Genomic DNA, 14,524 nt, shown 5'->3' with positions numbered 1-14,524 from the left:
TCACCCACCCGTGCCGCGAATCAACGCCCGCAGGGCGAACCGATTGGGGTGGCACGCCTCTGACACGCTGGCGGGCACCGGCAACGGCTCGTCGTTGAGCCAGGCTGCGAGCAGTTCGGCGCACAGTGGCGCAGTGATCAGGCCGCGCGAGCCGTGGCCGCTGTTGATGTACAGGCCGTCAAGCCACGGGCAGGCGGCTTCTGGGATCTGGCGGGCATCCTTGCGCAACGCTGCGTAGGCCTGGTCGAAGGCTGCGCGTTCGGCCAGCGGCCCCACAATCGGCAGATAGTCGGGGCTGGTGCAGCGGAAGGCGGCACGGCCTTCCAGCTGTTCGGGGGCCAATGCGTCGGCACCCAACCGTTGCGTCAGGTCGACGGAAATCTCGCGCAGCATCTCCAGGTTGCCGGCGTGTTCGGCGACGGTGGGCGTCAGGTCGTCGCTCTTGAAATCGAAGCTGGCGCCCAGGGTGTGCTCGCCCAGGCGCGCCGGGGCCACGTAGCCTTCGGCGCAGACCACGGTAGCCAGGGCTTCGCTCTGCGGGGTTTGCGCCAGGCGGGTGATCTGCCCGCGAATACGCTTGAGGGGTAGGTCGGCGCTGAACGGAAAACGCTTGATCTCGGCCGCACCGGCTAACACCACCACCGGCGCGCTGGCTAGCCGGGTGTCACCGGCCAGGGCGTGCCACTGGCCGTCAACGCGTTGCAGCTCAAGGGCTTCGTGATGTGTCAGCACCGTGATCAGCGGATGGCGTGCCTGCCACTCGCATAACGCCGGAGGATGCACCCAACCGCCCTCGGGAAAGAACAGCCCGCCGTGCTCCAGCGCCACGCCTGCGCGCGCTTGGGCCTGGGCCGGGTTCAGCAGGTGCAGCAAGCCGGGCGAAAAGGCAGCGGCCAACTGCGCCTGGCGCTCGGCCTCCTTGGCGTTGAAGGCCAGTTGCAGCACGCCGCACCCGTCCCAGTCGACGCCACGGTGCAGGTGCTCCAGCAGGCGTCGGGTGTGGCCGAAACCACTGAGTATCAACTGCGACAGGGCTGTGCCGTGGGCCGATAGCTTGAGGTACAGCACGCCTTGCGGGTTGCCCGAGGCTTCCTGCGCCAGGGCCGTATGGCGCTCCAGCAGGCTGACCCGCCAGCCGCGCGCCGCCAGGCTGGCCGCCGTGGTGCAGCCGGCCAGGCCGCCGCCGATTACCAGGGCGTGGCGTTCGCCATCAATGGCAGGCGGCCGTGCGAACCACGGCTTGGCGGCAGGCGGCAAGGGCGTCTGCGCTGGCCAACCGAGGAACTCCCCGCGCAGGATCTCCCATTTATGCCCAATACCCGGCGTGCGCTTCATCTTGAAGCCGGCGGCATTGATCAGCCGGCGCACCCAACCGGTGCTGGTAAACGTGCTGATGGTTGCCCCCGGTGCGGCCAGCCGCGCCAGTTCGGCGAACAGTTCGGCGGTCCACATGTCCGGGTTTTTCGCTGGGGCGAAACCGTCGAGGAACCACGCGTCGATCTGCGCATCCAGTTGCGGCAGTTGCTCCAGGGCATCGCCGATCAACAGGGTAAGGGTCACGCGGCCGTTATCCAGGATCAGGCGTTGGAAGCCTTGGTGGATCGCGATGTATTGCTTGAGTAATTGTTCGGCAAAGGGTTGTAGTTCAGGCCAAAGGGCGAGGGCGCGTTGCAGGTCGGCGTGGCTCAGCGGGTACTTTTCCACGCTGACAAAGTGCAGGTGCGCACCGGCTACCGCGTATTGCTCGAACAACTGCCAGGCGCACAAAAAATTCAAGCCCGTGCCGAACCCCGTTTCGCCAATCACCAAGCGCCCGCCCACCGGCAAGGCGGCAAAACGCTCCTGCAAGCGGTTCTGTTCCAGGAACACATAACGGGTTTCTTCAAGGCCGGACTTATCGGAGAAGTACACGTCGTCGAACACCCGTGAGTGCGGGCGGCCTTGGTCATCCCAGTCGAGCTGGGCGTGGGTGATGGGGTTCATGGGCGGCTCGGTCAAGACAAGGCCGCCATTCTAGCCGATCAACAGGCAATGAATTGACCCACGGCAAGCACCGATGGAATTTCCTCCCGCGTGTTGCTGCCCAATCCGCTAGTCTTGAGCCATCTTGAAACGGAGCTGCCCATGTTCGAATCCGCCGAAATCGGTCACGCCATCGACAAAGACACCTACGACGCCGAAGTCCCTGCGCTGCGTGAGGCACTTCTGGAGGTGCAATACGAGCTGCAGCAGCAGAAGCGCTTCCCGGTGATCATCCTGATCAACGGTATCGAGGGTGCCGGTAAGGGTGAGACGGTCAAGCTATTGAACGAATGGATGGACCCGCGTCTGATCGAGGTGCGCACCTTCGACCAGCAGACCGACGAAGAGCTGGCCCGGCCGCCGGCCTGGCGCTACTGGCGGCAACTGCCCGCCAAAGGCCGCATGGGGATTTTCTTCGGTAATTGGTACAGCCAGATGCTGCAGGCCCGCGTGCATGGGCAGATCAAGGACGCGCGCCTGGACCAGGCTATCGCCGGTGCGGAGCGTCTGGAAAAGATGCTCTGTGATGAAGGCGCACTGATCTTCAAGTTCTGGTTTCACCTGTCCAAGAAGCAAATGAAGGCGCGGCTCAAGGCCCTGGCCGATGACCCGCTGCACAGCTGGCGCATCAGCCCGCTGGATTGGCAGCAGTCTGAGACTTACGACAAATTCGTGCATTTCGGCGAGCGCGTGTTGCGCCGCACCAGCCGCGACTATGCACCGTGGCATGTAATCGAAGGGGTGGACAGCAACTATCGCAGCCTCACCGTGGGCAAGCTGCTGCTGGAAGGCCTGCAAAATGCGTTGAAGCTGGTCAAAGGCAAGGCCAGCGGCATGAACCCGGCACCGTTGATCGCCTCCGTGGACAAGAAGAGCCTGCTGGACAGCCTCGACCTGACGCAGCGCCTGGAAAAGGACGATTACGAAGAACAGTTGATCACCGAGCAGGCACGCTTCTCCGGCCTGATGCGCGACAAACGCATGCGCAAGCACGCGTTGATCACGGTGTTCGAAGGCAACGACGCGGCGGGCAAGGGCGGGGCGATCCGTCGGGTGGCGGCGGCGCTGGACCCGCGCCAGTACCACATCGTGCCGATTGCCGCACCGAGCGAGGACGAGCGTGCCCAGCCTTATCTGTGGCGTTTTTGGCAGAAGATCCCGGCGCGGGGCATGTTCACTGTCTTCGACCGTTCGTGGTATGGCCGTGTACTGGTGGAACGCATCGAGGGCTTTTGCACCCCAGCGGACTGGATGCGCGCGTATGGCGAAATCAACGACTTTGAAGAGCAACTGCGCGACGCGGGTGTGATCGTGGTCAAGTTCTGGTTGGCCATCGACAAGCAGACCCAACTGGAGCGTTTCCAGGCCCGTGAGGAAATCCCGTTCAAGCGCTTCAAGATCACTGAAGACGACTGGCGCAACCGCGACAAGTGGGACGACTACCGTGCCGCCGTGGGCGATATGGTTGACCGCACCAGCACCGAAATCGCGCCCTGGACACTGGTGGAGGCCAACGACAAGCGCTGGGCGCGGGTCAAGGTGCTGCGCACGATCAACCGGGCGCTGGAGGCGGCGTTCGACAAGTCCGACAAGCACGACAAGAAAGGCAAGAAGTAGGAGCGAGCTTGCTCGCGAAAATCGTCAATGATGGCGCGTGTTTTCTGGGTAAGCGAGGCGCTCTCGAGTTTTCGCGAGCAAGCTCGCTCCTACAGATAGGTTCGGCGCCATGGTTTTGTATAGGCGGGGTGAATGATCGTCGCGGTTGGCGGGAGCTGGATCTATCCTCGATCCATCTCCCGACAACCACAAGATCGAGGTAGCCCATGCGTGAAGTAGTGATCGTCGACAGCGTACGAACTGGCCTGGCCAAATCGTTTCGTGGCAAGTTCAACCAGACCCGCCCGGATGACATGGCGGCCCATTGCGTCAACGCGCTGCTCACCCGCAATGGAATCGACCCTGCCACCGTGGAGGACTGCATCGTCGGCGCCGGCTCCAACGAAGGTGCCCAGGGCTACAACATCGGGCGCAATGTGGCGGTGTTGTCACAACTGGGCACCGGTACGGCGGGGATGACCCTCAACCGGTTCTGCTCGTCGGGCTTGCAGGCGATTGCCATCGCGGCCAACCAGATCGCGTCGGGCTGCAGCGATATCATCGTTGCCGGTGGCGTCGAGTCCATCAGCCTGACGATGAAAAGCGTCAACACCGACAACCTGATCAACCCGCTGCTGAAAGAGCAGGTGCCGGGTATCTACTTCCCCATGGGCCAGACTGCGGAGATCGTCGCTCGTCGCTACAACGTCAGTCGCGAAGAGCAGGACGTGTACGCCCTGCAAAGCCAGCAACGCACCGCTCAGGCTCAGGCAGACGGTTTGTTCAACGATGAAATCGTGCCGATGGCGGTCAAGTACAAAGTCGAAGACAAGAACACCGGTGAAGTGCAGGTGCTCGAGGGCGTGGTCGACCGTGACGACTGCAATCGCCCGGACACCACGTTGGCCAGCCTGCAAGGCTTGAAGCCGGTATTTGCCGAGGACGGCTCGGTGACGGCGGGTAACTCGTCGCAGCTCTCCGACGGCGCCTCGATGACGCTGGTGATGAGCCTGGAAAAAGCCCTTGAACTGGGCCTCAAGCCGAAGGCGTTTTTCCGTGGGTTCACGGTGGCGGGTTGCGAACCGGACGAGATGGGCATCGGCCCGGTGTTCTCGGTGCCCAAGCTGCTCAAGGCCAAGGGCTTGCAAGTGGCGGATATCGACCTGTGGGAACTCAACGAAGCCTTCGCGTCCCAGTGCTTATATGCGCGTAATCGCCTGGAAATCGACAATGCCAAATACAACGTCAACGGCGGATCGATCTCCATCGGCCACCCATTCGGCATGACCGGCTCACGGCAGGTGGGGCATCTGGTACGTGAGTTGCAGCGGCGCAATCTGCGTTATGGCATCGTCACCATGTGCGTGGGCGGTGGCATGGGCGCCACCGGATTGTTCGAAGCGGTGCGCTGATCTTCGCTACACAAAGTGCGTCGGGTGCCCCTAGAATGCGGCTCCACTTCCTCTGGCTTCTGGGGCACTCATGCACATCTCTTCCGGCCGCTGGGTCTATGGTTTTCTCCTGACCCTGCTGACCGCGTTTCTGTGGGGCATCCTGCCGATCAAACTCAAGCAGGTGCTGCAGGTGATGGACCCGATCACCGTTACCTGGTTTCGCCTGATCGTGGCTGGCAGTTGCCTGTTCGTCTACCTGGCGCTGACCAAGCGCTTGCCCAGCCGCAAGGTGCTGGGCCCCAAGGGTGGCTGGCTGGTAGGGATGGCGGTGTGCGGCCTGGTGGGCAACTACGTGTTGTACCTGGTGGGCCTGAAAATGCTCAGCCCTGGCACGGCGCAACTGGTGGTGCAGATGGGGCCGATCTTCTTGATGATCGCCAGTGTGTTTGTGTTCAAGGAGCGTTTCAGTCGCGGGCAGGTGCTCGGGTTATTCGTGTTGATTGCAGGCTTTGGCCTGTTCTTCAACCAGCGTCTGGAGGAGTTGCTGACATCCCTGGGTGCCTATACCGCCGGTGTGCTGACGATATTGTTGGCCACTTCAATCTGGGTGTTCTACGCCCTGGGCCAGAAGCAGTTGTTGACGGTGTGGAACTCGCTGCAAGTGATGATGGTGATCTACCTCACCTGCGCCTTGTTGCTCACGCCCTGGGCGCATCCTATGGAAGCTTTGGACCTGAGCCCGCTGCAGGGCTGGCTGTTGCTGGCGTGCTGCATGAATACCCTGGTGGCCTACGGCGCGTTTGCCGAAGCGCTTGCCCATTGGGAAGCTTCGCGGGTCAGTGCGACCCTGGCGCTTACACCGCTGGTGACTTTCGTGGCGGTCGCCCTGTCGGCGTGGCTGTGGACTGAGTATGTGCAGGCCGAAGAGATCAACGCCCTGGGCTATGCCGGGGCGTTGGTGGTGGTGCTGGGTTCGGCGACCGTGGCGCTGGCGCCGTCGTTGCTCGCCGGGCTCAAGGCCCGGCGGTTGCGCATGGCGTCCTAGGCGCCGAGCATGTCTTGCGGGCGAACCCACTGGTCGAACTCCGCGTCGGTGAGGTAGCCCAGGTCCAGCGCGGCCTCCCTTAGCGTCAACCCTTCGGCGTAAGCCTTCTTGGCGATTTCCGCCGACTTGTCGTAGCCGATGTGCGGGTTGAGCGCGGTCACCAGCATCAGCCCGCGCTCCAAGTGCTCGGCCATCTGCACGGGGTCTGGCTCAAGCCCGGCCACACAGTGTTCCTGGAAGTTGTTGCAGCCGTCGGCCAGCAGGCGGATGGATTCCAGCAGGTTGTGGATGATCACCGGCTTGTACACATTCAACTGCAAGTGCCCCTGGCTGGCAGCGATGCCGATGGTCACGTCATTGCCCAGCACCTGGCAGGCCAGCATCGACAGCGCTTCGCACTGCGTCGGGTTGACCTTGCCTGGCATGATCGAACTGCCGGGCTCGTTGGCCGGCAACTTCACCTCGGCCAACCCGGTGCGCGGGCCGGAGCCCAGCAGGCGCAGGTCATTGGCGATTTTCATCAGGGCCACGGCCAGGGTTTTCAGGGCGCCGTGTAGCGTCACCAACGGCTCATGGCCGGAAAGGGCGGCGAATTTGTTCGGCGCGGTGACGAACGGCAAGCCCGACAACGCCGCCAGCTCGGAGGCAATCGCCTCGCCAAAACCGTGGGGCGCATTCAGCCCGGTGCCGACGGCGGTGCCGCCCTGAGCCAACTCGCAGACGGCGGGCAGTGCGGCGCGAACGGCGCGTTCGGCGTAGTCAAGCTGGGCGATGAACGCCGAAAGCTCCTGGCCGAAGGTGATCGGCGTGGCATCCATCATATGAGTGCGGCCGGTCTTCACCAGCTTCATATGTTTGGCTGCTTGTTCAGCCAGGCCGCCGGAAAGCGTCGCAATTGCCGGTAGCAAGCGCTGATGCACAGCCTGGACCGCTGCAATGCTCATGGCGGTGGGGAAGCAGTCATTGGAACTCTGGGAACGGTTGACGTGATCGTTGGGGTGCACCGGGCTCTTGCCGCCACGTTTATTGCCCGCCAGTTCGTTGGCGCGGCCGGCGATCACTTCGTTGGCGTTCATGTTGCTCTGGGTGCCGCTGCCGGTCTGCCAGACCACCAGGGGGAATTGGTCGTCGTGTTGACCATCGAGTACTTCGTCGGCGGCCTGTTCGATCAAGCGGGCGATGTCGGCGGGCAAGTCTCCATTACGGTCATTTACCCGTGCTGCGGCCTTCTTGACCAGGGCCAGGGCGTGCAATACCGCCAGCGGCATACGCTGTTCGCCAATGGCGAAGTTAACCAGCGAACGTTGGGTCTGGGCGCCCCAGTAAGCTTCATCCGGGACGTGAACTTCTCCCAGGCTGTCGGTTTCGATACGGCTCATCGGGCACACTCCTTCAGGTTCGTTTGCGCAGTTTAGGCCGTGTTCGGCCTAGTGGGTTCCCTAAAAGACTTTTCATCGGGTTCATCCCTCGAGAATCTTTATCCAGCAAGGCTCGGGGTTGAGCCATAAGGTTTTTTAGGCGCAGAATGGGCGCCCTTGGGGTCTGACCTCGCCTGCTAGAAAAGGAAACTCGATGACTCGTCTTCGTGCCATCTGTACCGCGGTTGCTCTGGTTTGCGCCAGCGGCCAGGTTCTTGCCGATACCGCCAGCCACAACGCCAGTGCCGAAGCCTTCCTTACCTTGGCCCATGCCGACAAGCTGGGTACCCCGGTGTACATGCAAGTGCAGCAAATGTTCGCCCAGCGTTTTGAACAGACCAAGGCGCCTGCCGCCAAGCAGTCCGTACTGGACAGCTACCAGGCCAAGGCCAACGCCGCCCTGGACCAGGCTATCGGCTGGCCAAAGCTGAAACCTGACATGGTCAAGCTCTACACCACCAACTTCAGCGAATCCGAGCTCAAGGACCTGGTTGCCTTCTACCAGTCGCCACTGGGCAAGAAAGTCCTGGAAAAAATGCCGCAGCTGACCCAGCAATCGGCCCAGATGACCCAGGCCAAGCTGGAAAGCGCCGTGCCGGTAGTCAATAAGCTGCTGGAAGACATGACCAACGAGCTGGCGCCTAAAGCCGCCGCTCCGGCCAAGAAGAAGTAAGCAGGAATGACCATGCAACAGCGTATCGAAACGGCGCTTGCCGCCTTGGGCACCGACCACTTGAGCGTGCTGGATGAAAGCCATATGCACAGCCGTGGGTTGCAGACCCACTTCAAGGCCGTGCTGGTCAGCCCGCAGTTCGAGGGGCTCAACCGCGTCAAGCGCCACCAGAAGGTCTACGCCACCCTGGGTGACCTGATGAACGAGTTTCATGCGTTGGCGCTGCATACCTACACGCCTGAAGAATGGGCGAAAATCGACGCAGCCCCGGCCTCGCCGACCTGCGCTGGCGGACATGATTGATGATCGGGTGTCTCTGACACCGGGCATTTGTTAGAATCTGCAACGCGCCGCTCAGCCGGCGCGTTTTTTTTGCATCCGGTTCACCCTTTACGAGGGTAGCCACCTGGAGAGAACACCCATGACTCAACCGATTGTCGTGGCGGCACTGTATAAGTTCGTCACCCTCGAAGACTACGTCGCCCTGCGTGAGCCCCTGTTGCAGGCGATGGTCGACAACGGCATCAAAGGCACCTTGCTGATCGCCGAAGAAGGCATCAACGGCACGGTTTCCGGTAGCCGCGAAGGCATTGATGGCCTGATGGCCTGGCTGAAGAAAGATCCGCGCATGGTCGACATCGACCACAAAGAATCCTACTGCGACGACCAGCCGTTCTACCGCACCAAGGTCAAGCTCAAGAAAGAGATCGTGACCCTGGGCGTCGAAGGCGTCGACCCGAACAAGAAAGTCGGTACCTACGTCGACCCGCAGGACTGGAACGCGCTGATCAGCGACCCGGAAGTGCTGTTGATCGACACCCGTAACGACTACGAAGTGTCCATCGGCACCTTTGAAGGCGCGATCGACCCGAAAACCACCAGTTTTCGCGAATTTCCCGACTACATCAAAGCCAACTTCGACCCGGCCAAGCACAAGAAAGTCGCGATGTTCTGCACCGGTGGCATTCGCTGTGAGAAGGCGTCGAGCTACATGCTCAGCGAAGGCTTTGACGAGGTCTATCACCTCAAGGGCGGCATCCTGAAGTACCTCGAAGAGGTGCCGCAGGCAGAAACCAAATGGCAGGGCGACTGCTTTGTTTTCGATAATCGCGTGACCGTGCGCCACGACCTGAGCGAAGGCGACTACGATCAATGTCATGCCTGTCGTACACCGGTCAGTGTCGAAGACCGCGCTTCCGAGCATTATGTGGCTGGCATCAGTTGCCCGCATTGCTGGGATAAGCTGCCGGAGAAGACCCGTCGCAGCGCGATCGACCGGCAGAAGCAGATTGAGCTGGCCAAGGCCCGCAACATGCCGCACCCGATTGGCTTCAACTACAAGCAAACCCCTTCCGAGGCCTGACCCATGTCCGCGCGCCTGCTCTATGTAATGGACCCGATGTGTTCCTGGTGCTGGGGTTTTGCCCCGGTGGCCGAGGCGTTGGTGGAGCAGGCCCAGGCGGCCGGCGTCGAGCTGCATCTGGTGGTAGGCGGCTTGCGTACCGGTAGCGGCGCAGCGCTGGAGCCGACCACCCGGCGTTATATCCTGGAACACTGGCAGGCGGTCACTGACGCCACCGGCCAGCCGTTCAAGCGTGAAGGCGCGTTGCCCGACGGTTTTGTCTACGACACGGAGCCGGCGTGCCGCGCCATCGTCACCGCCCGCAGCCTGGCGCCGGACTGCGCCTGGAAACTGCTGGGACTGATCCAGCGTGCTTTCTATGTGGAAGGCCGCGACGTGACCCTCGCCAGCGTGTTAGTGGAATTGGCCGAGCAGGCGGGCATCCCGCGCATCGAGTTTGCCGGCGAGTTTGACCGCGCTGAGCAGCATGCCGCCACGGCGGCCGATTTCACCTGGGTGCAAGACCTGGGCATCGCCGGTTTCCCGACGCTGCTGGCCGAGCGTAATGGTCAGTTGGCGTTGCTGACCAACGGTTACCAGCCGCTGTCCGAGCTGTCGCCTCTGCTGGGCCGATGGCTGGAGCGAGCCACCTGTGCATGAACCCGCCCAGCGCACCGATCGCCTGACCTGGGCGGAAATTCGCCGCCTGGCGCTGCGTCACAAGAAATCCCTGTGGATCGCCAATGGCGTCGCCGTGCTGGCGACCTTGTGCAGCGTACCGATTCCCTTGCTGTTGCCGCTGCTGGTGGACGAGGTCCTGCTGGGCCACGGCGACGCTGCCCTCAAGGTGATGAATCACGCGCTGCCGCTGGGCTGGCAGAAGGCGGCCGGCTATATCGGCCTGATGCTGCTGGTGACCCTGTTCCTGCGCTGTGGTGCCCTAGTGTTCAACGTGGTGCAGGCGCGGCTGTTTGCGCGGCTGGCCAAGGACATTGTGTACCGCATCCGTGTGCGCCTGATCGAGCGGCTCAAGCGTATCTCCCTAGGCGAGTACGAAAGCCTGGGCAGCGGCACGGTAACGACTCACCTGGTCACTGACCTCGACACGCTGGACAAATTTGTCGGCGAAACCCTTAGCCGCTTCCTGGTGGCCATGCTCACTCTGGTGGGTACCTCGGCGATCCTGGTGTGGATGCATTGGCAGCTGGCATTGCTGATCCTGTTGTTCAACCCGCTGGTGATCTACGCCACGGTGCAGTTGGGCAAGCGCGTCAAACACCTGAAGAAGTTGGAAAACGACAGCACTTCGCGTTTTACCCAAGCGCTGACTGAAACCCTGGACGCGATCCAGGAGGTCCGCGCCGGCAATCGCCAGGGCTTCTTCCTCGGGCGTCTGGGCCAGCGTGCACAGGAAGTGCGCGACTACGCGATCCATTCGCAGTGGAAAACCGACGCCTCCAGCCGCGCCAGCGGTTTGCTGTTTCAGTTCGGTATCGACATCTTCCGCGCAGCGGCGATGCTTACCGTTTTGTTCTCCGACCTGTCCATCGGCCAGATGCTCGCGGTGTTCAGCTATCTGTGGTTCATGATCGGCCCGGTGGAGCAATTGCTGAACCTGCAATACGCCTATTACGCGGCAGGCGGCGCGCTGACGCGGATCAACGAACTGCTGGCGCGTGCCGATGAGCCGCAATACGCCGGCGGCGAAGATCCTTTCGTTGGGCGTGAGACTGTCGGCATCGAGGTGCGCGGCCTCAATTTCGGTTATGGCGAAGACTTGGTGCTCGACCAGTTGAACCTGGCCATCGCACCCGGTGAGAAGGTGGCAATCGTCGGCGCCAGCGGCGGCGGTAAAAGTACCTTGGTGCAACTGTTGCTCGGACTTTATACGCCACAGGCTGGAACTATCCGCTTTGGTGGTGCTACCCAGCAGGAAATCGGCCTGGAAACCATTCGCGAAAACGTCGCCGTGGTGCTGCAACACCCGGCGCTGTTCAACGACACGGTGCGCGCCAACCTGACCATGGGCCGCGAACGCAGTGATCAAGCCTGCTGGCAGGCACTGGAAATCGCCCAGCTGGATGCTACCGTCAAGGCATTGCCCATGGGCCTGGACAGTGTGGTGGGGCGTTCCGGGGTGCGGTTTTCCGGTGGGCAACGTCAGCGCCTGGCGATTGCGCGCATGGTGCTGGCCGAGCCAAAAGTGGTGATCCTCGACGAGGCGACTTCCGCCCTGGACGCCGCCACCGAATACAACCTGCATCAGGCGCTGGCGCGGTTCCTCAGCGGCCGTACTACACTGATTATCGCCCACCGCCTGTCGGCGGTTAAGCAAGCCGACCGAGTGTTAGTGTTCGACGGCGGTCACATTGCAGAGGACGGCGACCATCAACAGCTGATTGCTGACGGTGGGTTGTACGCCAAACTCTACGGGCACTTGCAGCAAGTTCGTTGATTTAGCCTAGGCTGAGCTATCGGAAGCGGTGTTTCGCGTGCGTATCCAGCGGTGCATGTGCAAGGGGCTTCATGAAGCAAAAGCGGACTCTCGGAACGCCACGGCTGTTGGGCATTGTCTGGCCCTTCATCGCCGTTGTGCTGTTCCAGGCATTGTTAGGCTGCGTCAGTCTTTACGTGCTCTCGGCAGTGCGCGGCTACGTGGCAGGTGAAAGTCTGTGGTCCAAGGGCCAGAAAGATGCCATCTATTACCTGACGCTCTACGCCGACAACCGTGACGAAACCACCTACCTCAAATACCAGCAGGCGATTGCCGTGCCCCAGGGCGGGCATGAATTGCGGGTTGCGCTGGACCAATCCACACCAGACCTCAGCGCTGCCCGCTTGGGCATCCTCAAGGGCGGCAACCACCCGGATGACGTTTCCAGCCTGATCTGGCTGTACCTCAACTTTCGCCATTTCAGCTACCTGGAAAAAGCCATCGAGTTATGGACAGTGGGCGATGGTTACCTGGTGCAACTGGATGAGTTGGCCCGCGAGATGCACGGCGCAATCACCCGCGACCACGTCAGCGCCAACGACGTACGCCAGTGGAAAGCGCACATTATCGCCATCAACGAAGGTGTGACACCGGCGGCCAAAGCGTTCAGTGATGCCTTGGGCGAAGGCTCGCGGATGATCCTGCGGTTGTTGCTGATCACCAACCTGGCCACGGCCCTCGGCCTGATCGTCCTGGCACTGCTGCGTACCCATAAGTTACTGACCCAGCGCCACGCGTTTGCCAATGCCCTGCAGCAAGAGAAGGAGCGTGCGCAGATCACGTTGGAGTCGATTGGCGACGGGGTGATCACCACCGATGTCGACGGCGCCATCACCTACATGAACCCGGCGGCTGAAGCGCTGACCCACTGGAATTCGGCCCAGGCCCAAGGCCTGCCCTTGGCCGCGCTGTTCAACCTGTTGGACGACAATGCCCAGCCCGACGGCTTTACGCTCATTGAACACATCGTCAAGGGCCAGCTCAGTGGCGGCAGCGAGCATTCCAAAACCATCCAGCGCCTGGACGGCAGCACGGTCTCGGTGACGCTGGTGGGCGCGCCGATCCGCAGTGCCGGCAAGGTCACGGGTGCGGTGCTGGTGTTGCATGACATGACCCAGGAGCGTCAATACATCGCCAACCTGTCCTGGCAGGCGACCCACGACGCCCTGACTGGCCTGGCCAACCGCCGCGAATTCGAATTCCGCCTGGAACAGGTGCTGCATCCCACCGCGCAGCGGCTGGGCGAGCGTCATGCGTTGATGTTCCTCGACTTGGACCAGTTCAAGCTGGTCAACGACACGTGTGGCCACGCGGCCGGCGACGAACTGCTGCGGCATATCTGCGCGCTGCTGCAGTCGGACCTGCGCGAGGGCGACACCCTGGCGCGCCTGGGTGGCGATGAATTCGGCATCCTGCTGGAAAACTGCCCGGCGGCAGTCGCGGAGAAGATCGCCGAGAGCCTGCGCCATACCGTGCAAAGTCTGCACTTTGTATGGAAGGGCCGGCCGTTCATGACCACCGTCAGCATCGGCCTGGTGCACCTGGGCCACACGCCGACCACGCTGGAAACCTCACTGCGCGCCGCCGACATGGCGTGCTACATGGCCAAGGAAAAAGGCCGCAACCGCGTGCAGGTGTACCACGCCGACGACTCGGAACTGTCGCTGCGTTTTGGCGAAATGGCCTGGGTGCAGCGCCTGCACATGGCGTTGGAAGAGAACCGGTTCTGCCTATATGCCCAGGAAATTTCACCGCTGGGGCCTACCGACGGCGGCGATGGGCATATCGAGATCCTGTTGCGCCTGCATGACGAGGCCGGCCGTATCATCCTGCCCGACAGCTTTATCCCGGCGGCCGAACGTTACGGTTTGATGACGTCCCTGGACCGCTGGGTGGTCGAGAATGTGTTCAAGCTCATCAGCCGGTGCATACAGGAGCGGCCGGGACGCCCAATGGCCATGTGTGCGATCAATCTGTCAGGCATCACTATTGGTGATGAAGACTTCCTCGGATTTTTACGTGAGAAGTTTCATACATACAATATTCCGCCGGGCATGATCTGTTTTGAAATAACCGAAACCAGTGCTATTGCAAACTTGGGCAGTGCGATCCGTTTTATTAATGAACTCAAAGCGTTAGGTTGTCAGTTTTCGCTGGATGACTTTTGTGCCGGAATGTCCTCATTCGCCTATCTCAAACATTTACCTGTAGACTTCCTGAAGATCGATGGAAGTTTCGTAAAGGATATGCTGGACGACCCGATTAACCGCGCGATGGTCGAAGTGATAAATCACATCGGCCATGTCATGGGTAAGCGCACAATTGCTGAATTTGTCGAGACACCGCAAATCGAACAGGCATTACTCGAAATTGGTGTGGATTACGCTCAGGGCTACCTGATTGAACGACCGCAATTGTTTACCTTTGATAGCTTGCAGTGTCGACCTGTGCGGCCGCAGCCTCTGTTATTCAAGGCGCCCGGCACATTCCGCTGAAACATTCGCTGGTCTGTACAATCACACTTAAAAAGGAGCCTTAAC

At 61.4% G+C, this 14,524-nt stretch carries 11 protein-coding genes; 9 read left to right on the top strand and 2 right to left on the bottom strand.

What is annotated here, in order from left to right:
- Positions 1-1,983 (bottom strand): bifunctional tRNA (5-methylaminomethyl-2-thiouridine)(34)-methyltransferase MnmD/FAD-dependent 5-carboxymethylaminomethyl-2-thiouridine(34) oxidoreductase MnmC, encoded by a 1,983-nt coding sequence (gene mnmC / locus U367_RS0112590; protein ID WP_028617242.1) that lies wholly within the window; start codon positions 1,981-1,983, stop codon positions 1-3.
- A 141-nt stretch (positions 1,984-2,124) separates the two neighbouring features.
- Here mnmC and pap point away from each other — a divergent pair, with 141 nt between their 5' ends.
- The 3 genes from pap to U367_RS0112575 all read left to right on the top strand — a co-directional run bounded on the left by pap (position 2,125) and on the right by U367_RS0112575 (position 6,057).
- Positions 2,125-3,639 (top strand): polyphosphate:AMP phosphotransferase, encoded by a 1,515-nt coding sequence (pap, locus tag U367_RS0112585; RefSeq protein WP_028617241.1) that lies wholly within the window; start codon positions 2,125-2,127, stop codon positions 3,637-3,639.
- A 206-nt stretch (positions 3,640-3,845) separates the two neighbouring features.
- A complete protein-coding gene (locus U367_RS0112580) occupies positions 3,846-5,030 on the top strand; it encodes a thiolase family protein (protein WP_028617240.1) in 1,185 nt (394 codons plus the stop codon).
- A gap of 70 nt (positions 5,031-5,100) precedes the next feature.
- A complete protein-coding gene (locus tag U367_RS0112575; protein WP_028617239.1) occupies positions 5,101-6,057 on the top strand; it encodes a DMT family transporter in 957 nt (318 codons plus the stop codon).
- Here U367_RS0112575 and U367_RS0112570 read toward each other — a convergent pair.
- Positions 6,054-7,436 carry a class II fumarate hydratase gene (locus U367_RS0112570; protein ID WP_028617238.1) on the bottom strand — a complete coding sequence of 461 codons (1,383 nt, stop codon included), beginning with the start codon at positions 7,434-7,436 and terminating at the stop codon, positions 6,054-6,056. The genes U367_RS0112575 and U367_RS0112570 overlap by 4 nt on opposite strands.
- 193 nt (positions 7,437-7,629) lie before the next feature.
- On the opposite strand from U367_RS0112570, the gene U367_RS0112565 reads away from it, so the two are divergent.
- The 6 genes from U367_RS0112565 to U367_RS0112540 all read left to right on the top strand — a co-directional run bounded on the left by U367_RS0112565 (position 7,630) and on the right by U367_RS0112540 (position 14,479).
- On the top strand, positions 7,630-8,148 hold the full coding sequence (locus tag U367_RS0112565; RefSeq protein WP_014719258.1) for a DUF2059 domain-containing protein: 519 nt from the start codon (positions 7,630-7,632) through the stop codon (positions 8,146-8,148).
- Between the two features lie 6 nt (positions 8,149-8,154).
- On the top strand, positions 8,155-8,451 hold the full coding sequence (locus U367_RS0112560) for a BolA family protein (RefSeq protein WP_028617237.1): 297 nt from the start codon (positions 8,155-8,157) through the stop codon (positions 8,449-8,451).
- Between the two features lie 118 nt (positions 8,452-8,569).
- Complete coding sequence (gene trhO / locus U367_RS0112555; RefSeq protein ID WP_028617236.1) at positions 8,570-9,511, top strand: oxygen-dependent tRNA uridine(34) hydroxylase TrhO; 942 nt, start codon at positions 8,570-8,572, stop codon at positions 9,509-9,511.
- Between the two features lie 36 nt (positions 9,512-9,547).
- Positions 9,548-10,150 (top strand): DsbA family protein, encoded by a 603-nt coding sequence (locus tag U367_RS0112550; protein WP_174890965.1) that lies wholly within the window; start codon positions 9,548-9,550, stop codon positions 10,148-10,150.
- Entirely contained in the window at positions 10,143-11,945 is a 1,803-nt protein-coding gene (locus tag U367_RS0112545) for an ABC transporter ATP-binding protein (RefSeq protein ID WP_028617235.1), read from the top strand. Before U367_RS0112550 ends, U367_RS0112545 begins: the two co-directional genes overlap by 8 nt.
- A gap of 71 nt (positions 11,946-12,016) precedes the next feature.
- Positions 12,017-14,479 carry an EAL domain-containing protein gene (locus U367_RS0112540; RefSeq protein WP_028617234.1) on the top strand — a complete coding sequence of 821 codons (2,463 nt, stop codon included), beginning with the start codon at positions 12,017-12,019 and terminating at the stop codon, positions 14,477-14,479.
- Positions 14,480-14,524 lie beyond the last annotated feature (45 nt).

The sequence above is a fragment of the Pseudomonas canadensis genome (assembly GCF_000503215.1).
Taxonomy (GTDB): Bacteria; Pseudomonadota; Gammaproteobacteria; order Pseudomonadales; family Pseudomonadaceae; genus Aquipseudomonas; species Aquipseudomonas canadensis.
Note: the sequence above shows the minus strand (reverse complement) of the source record. Positions and strands in the feature narration are given on the sequence as shown.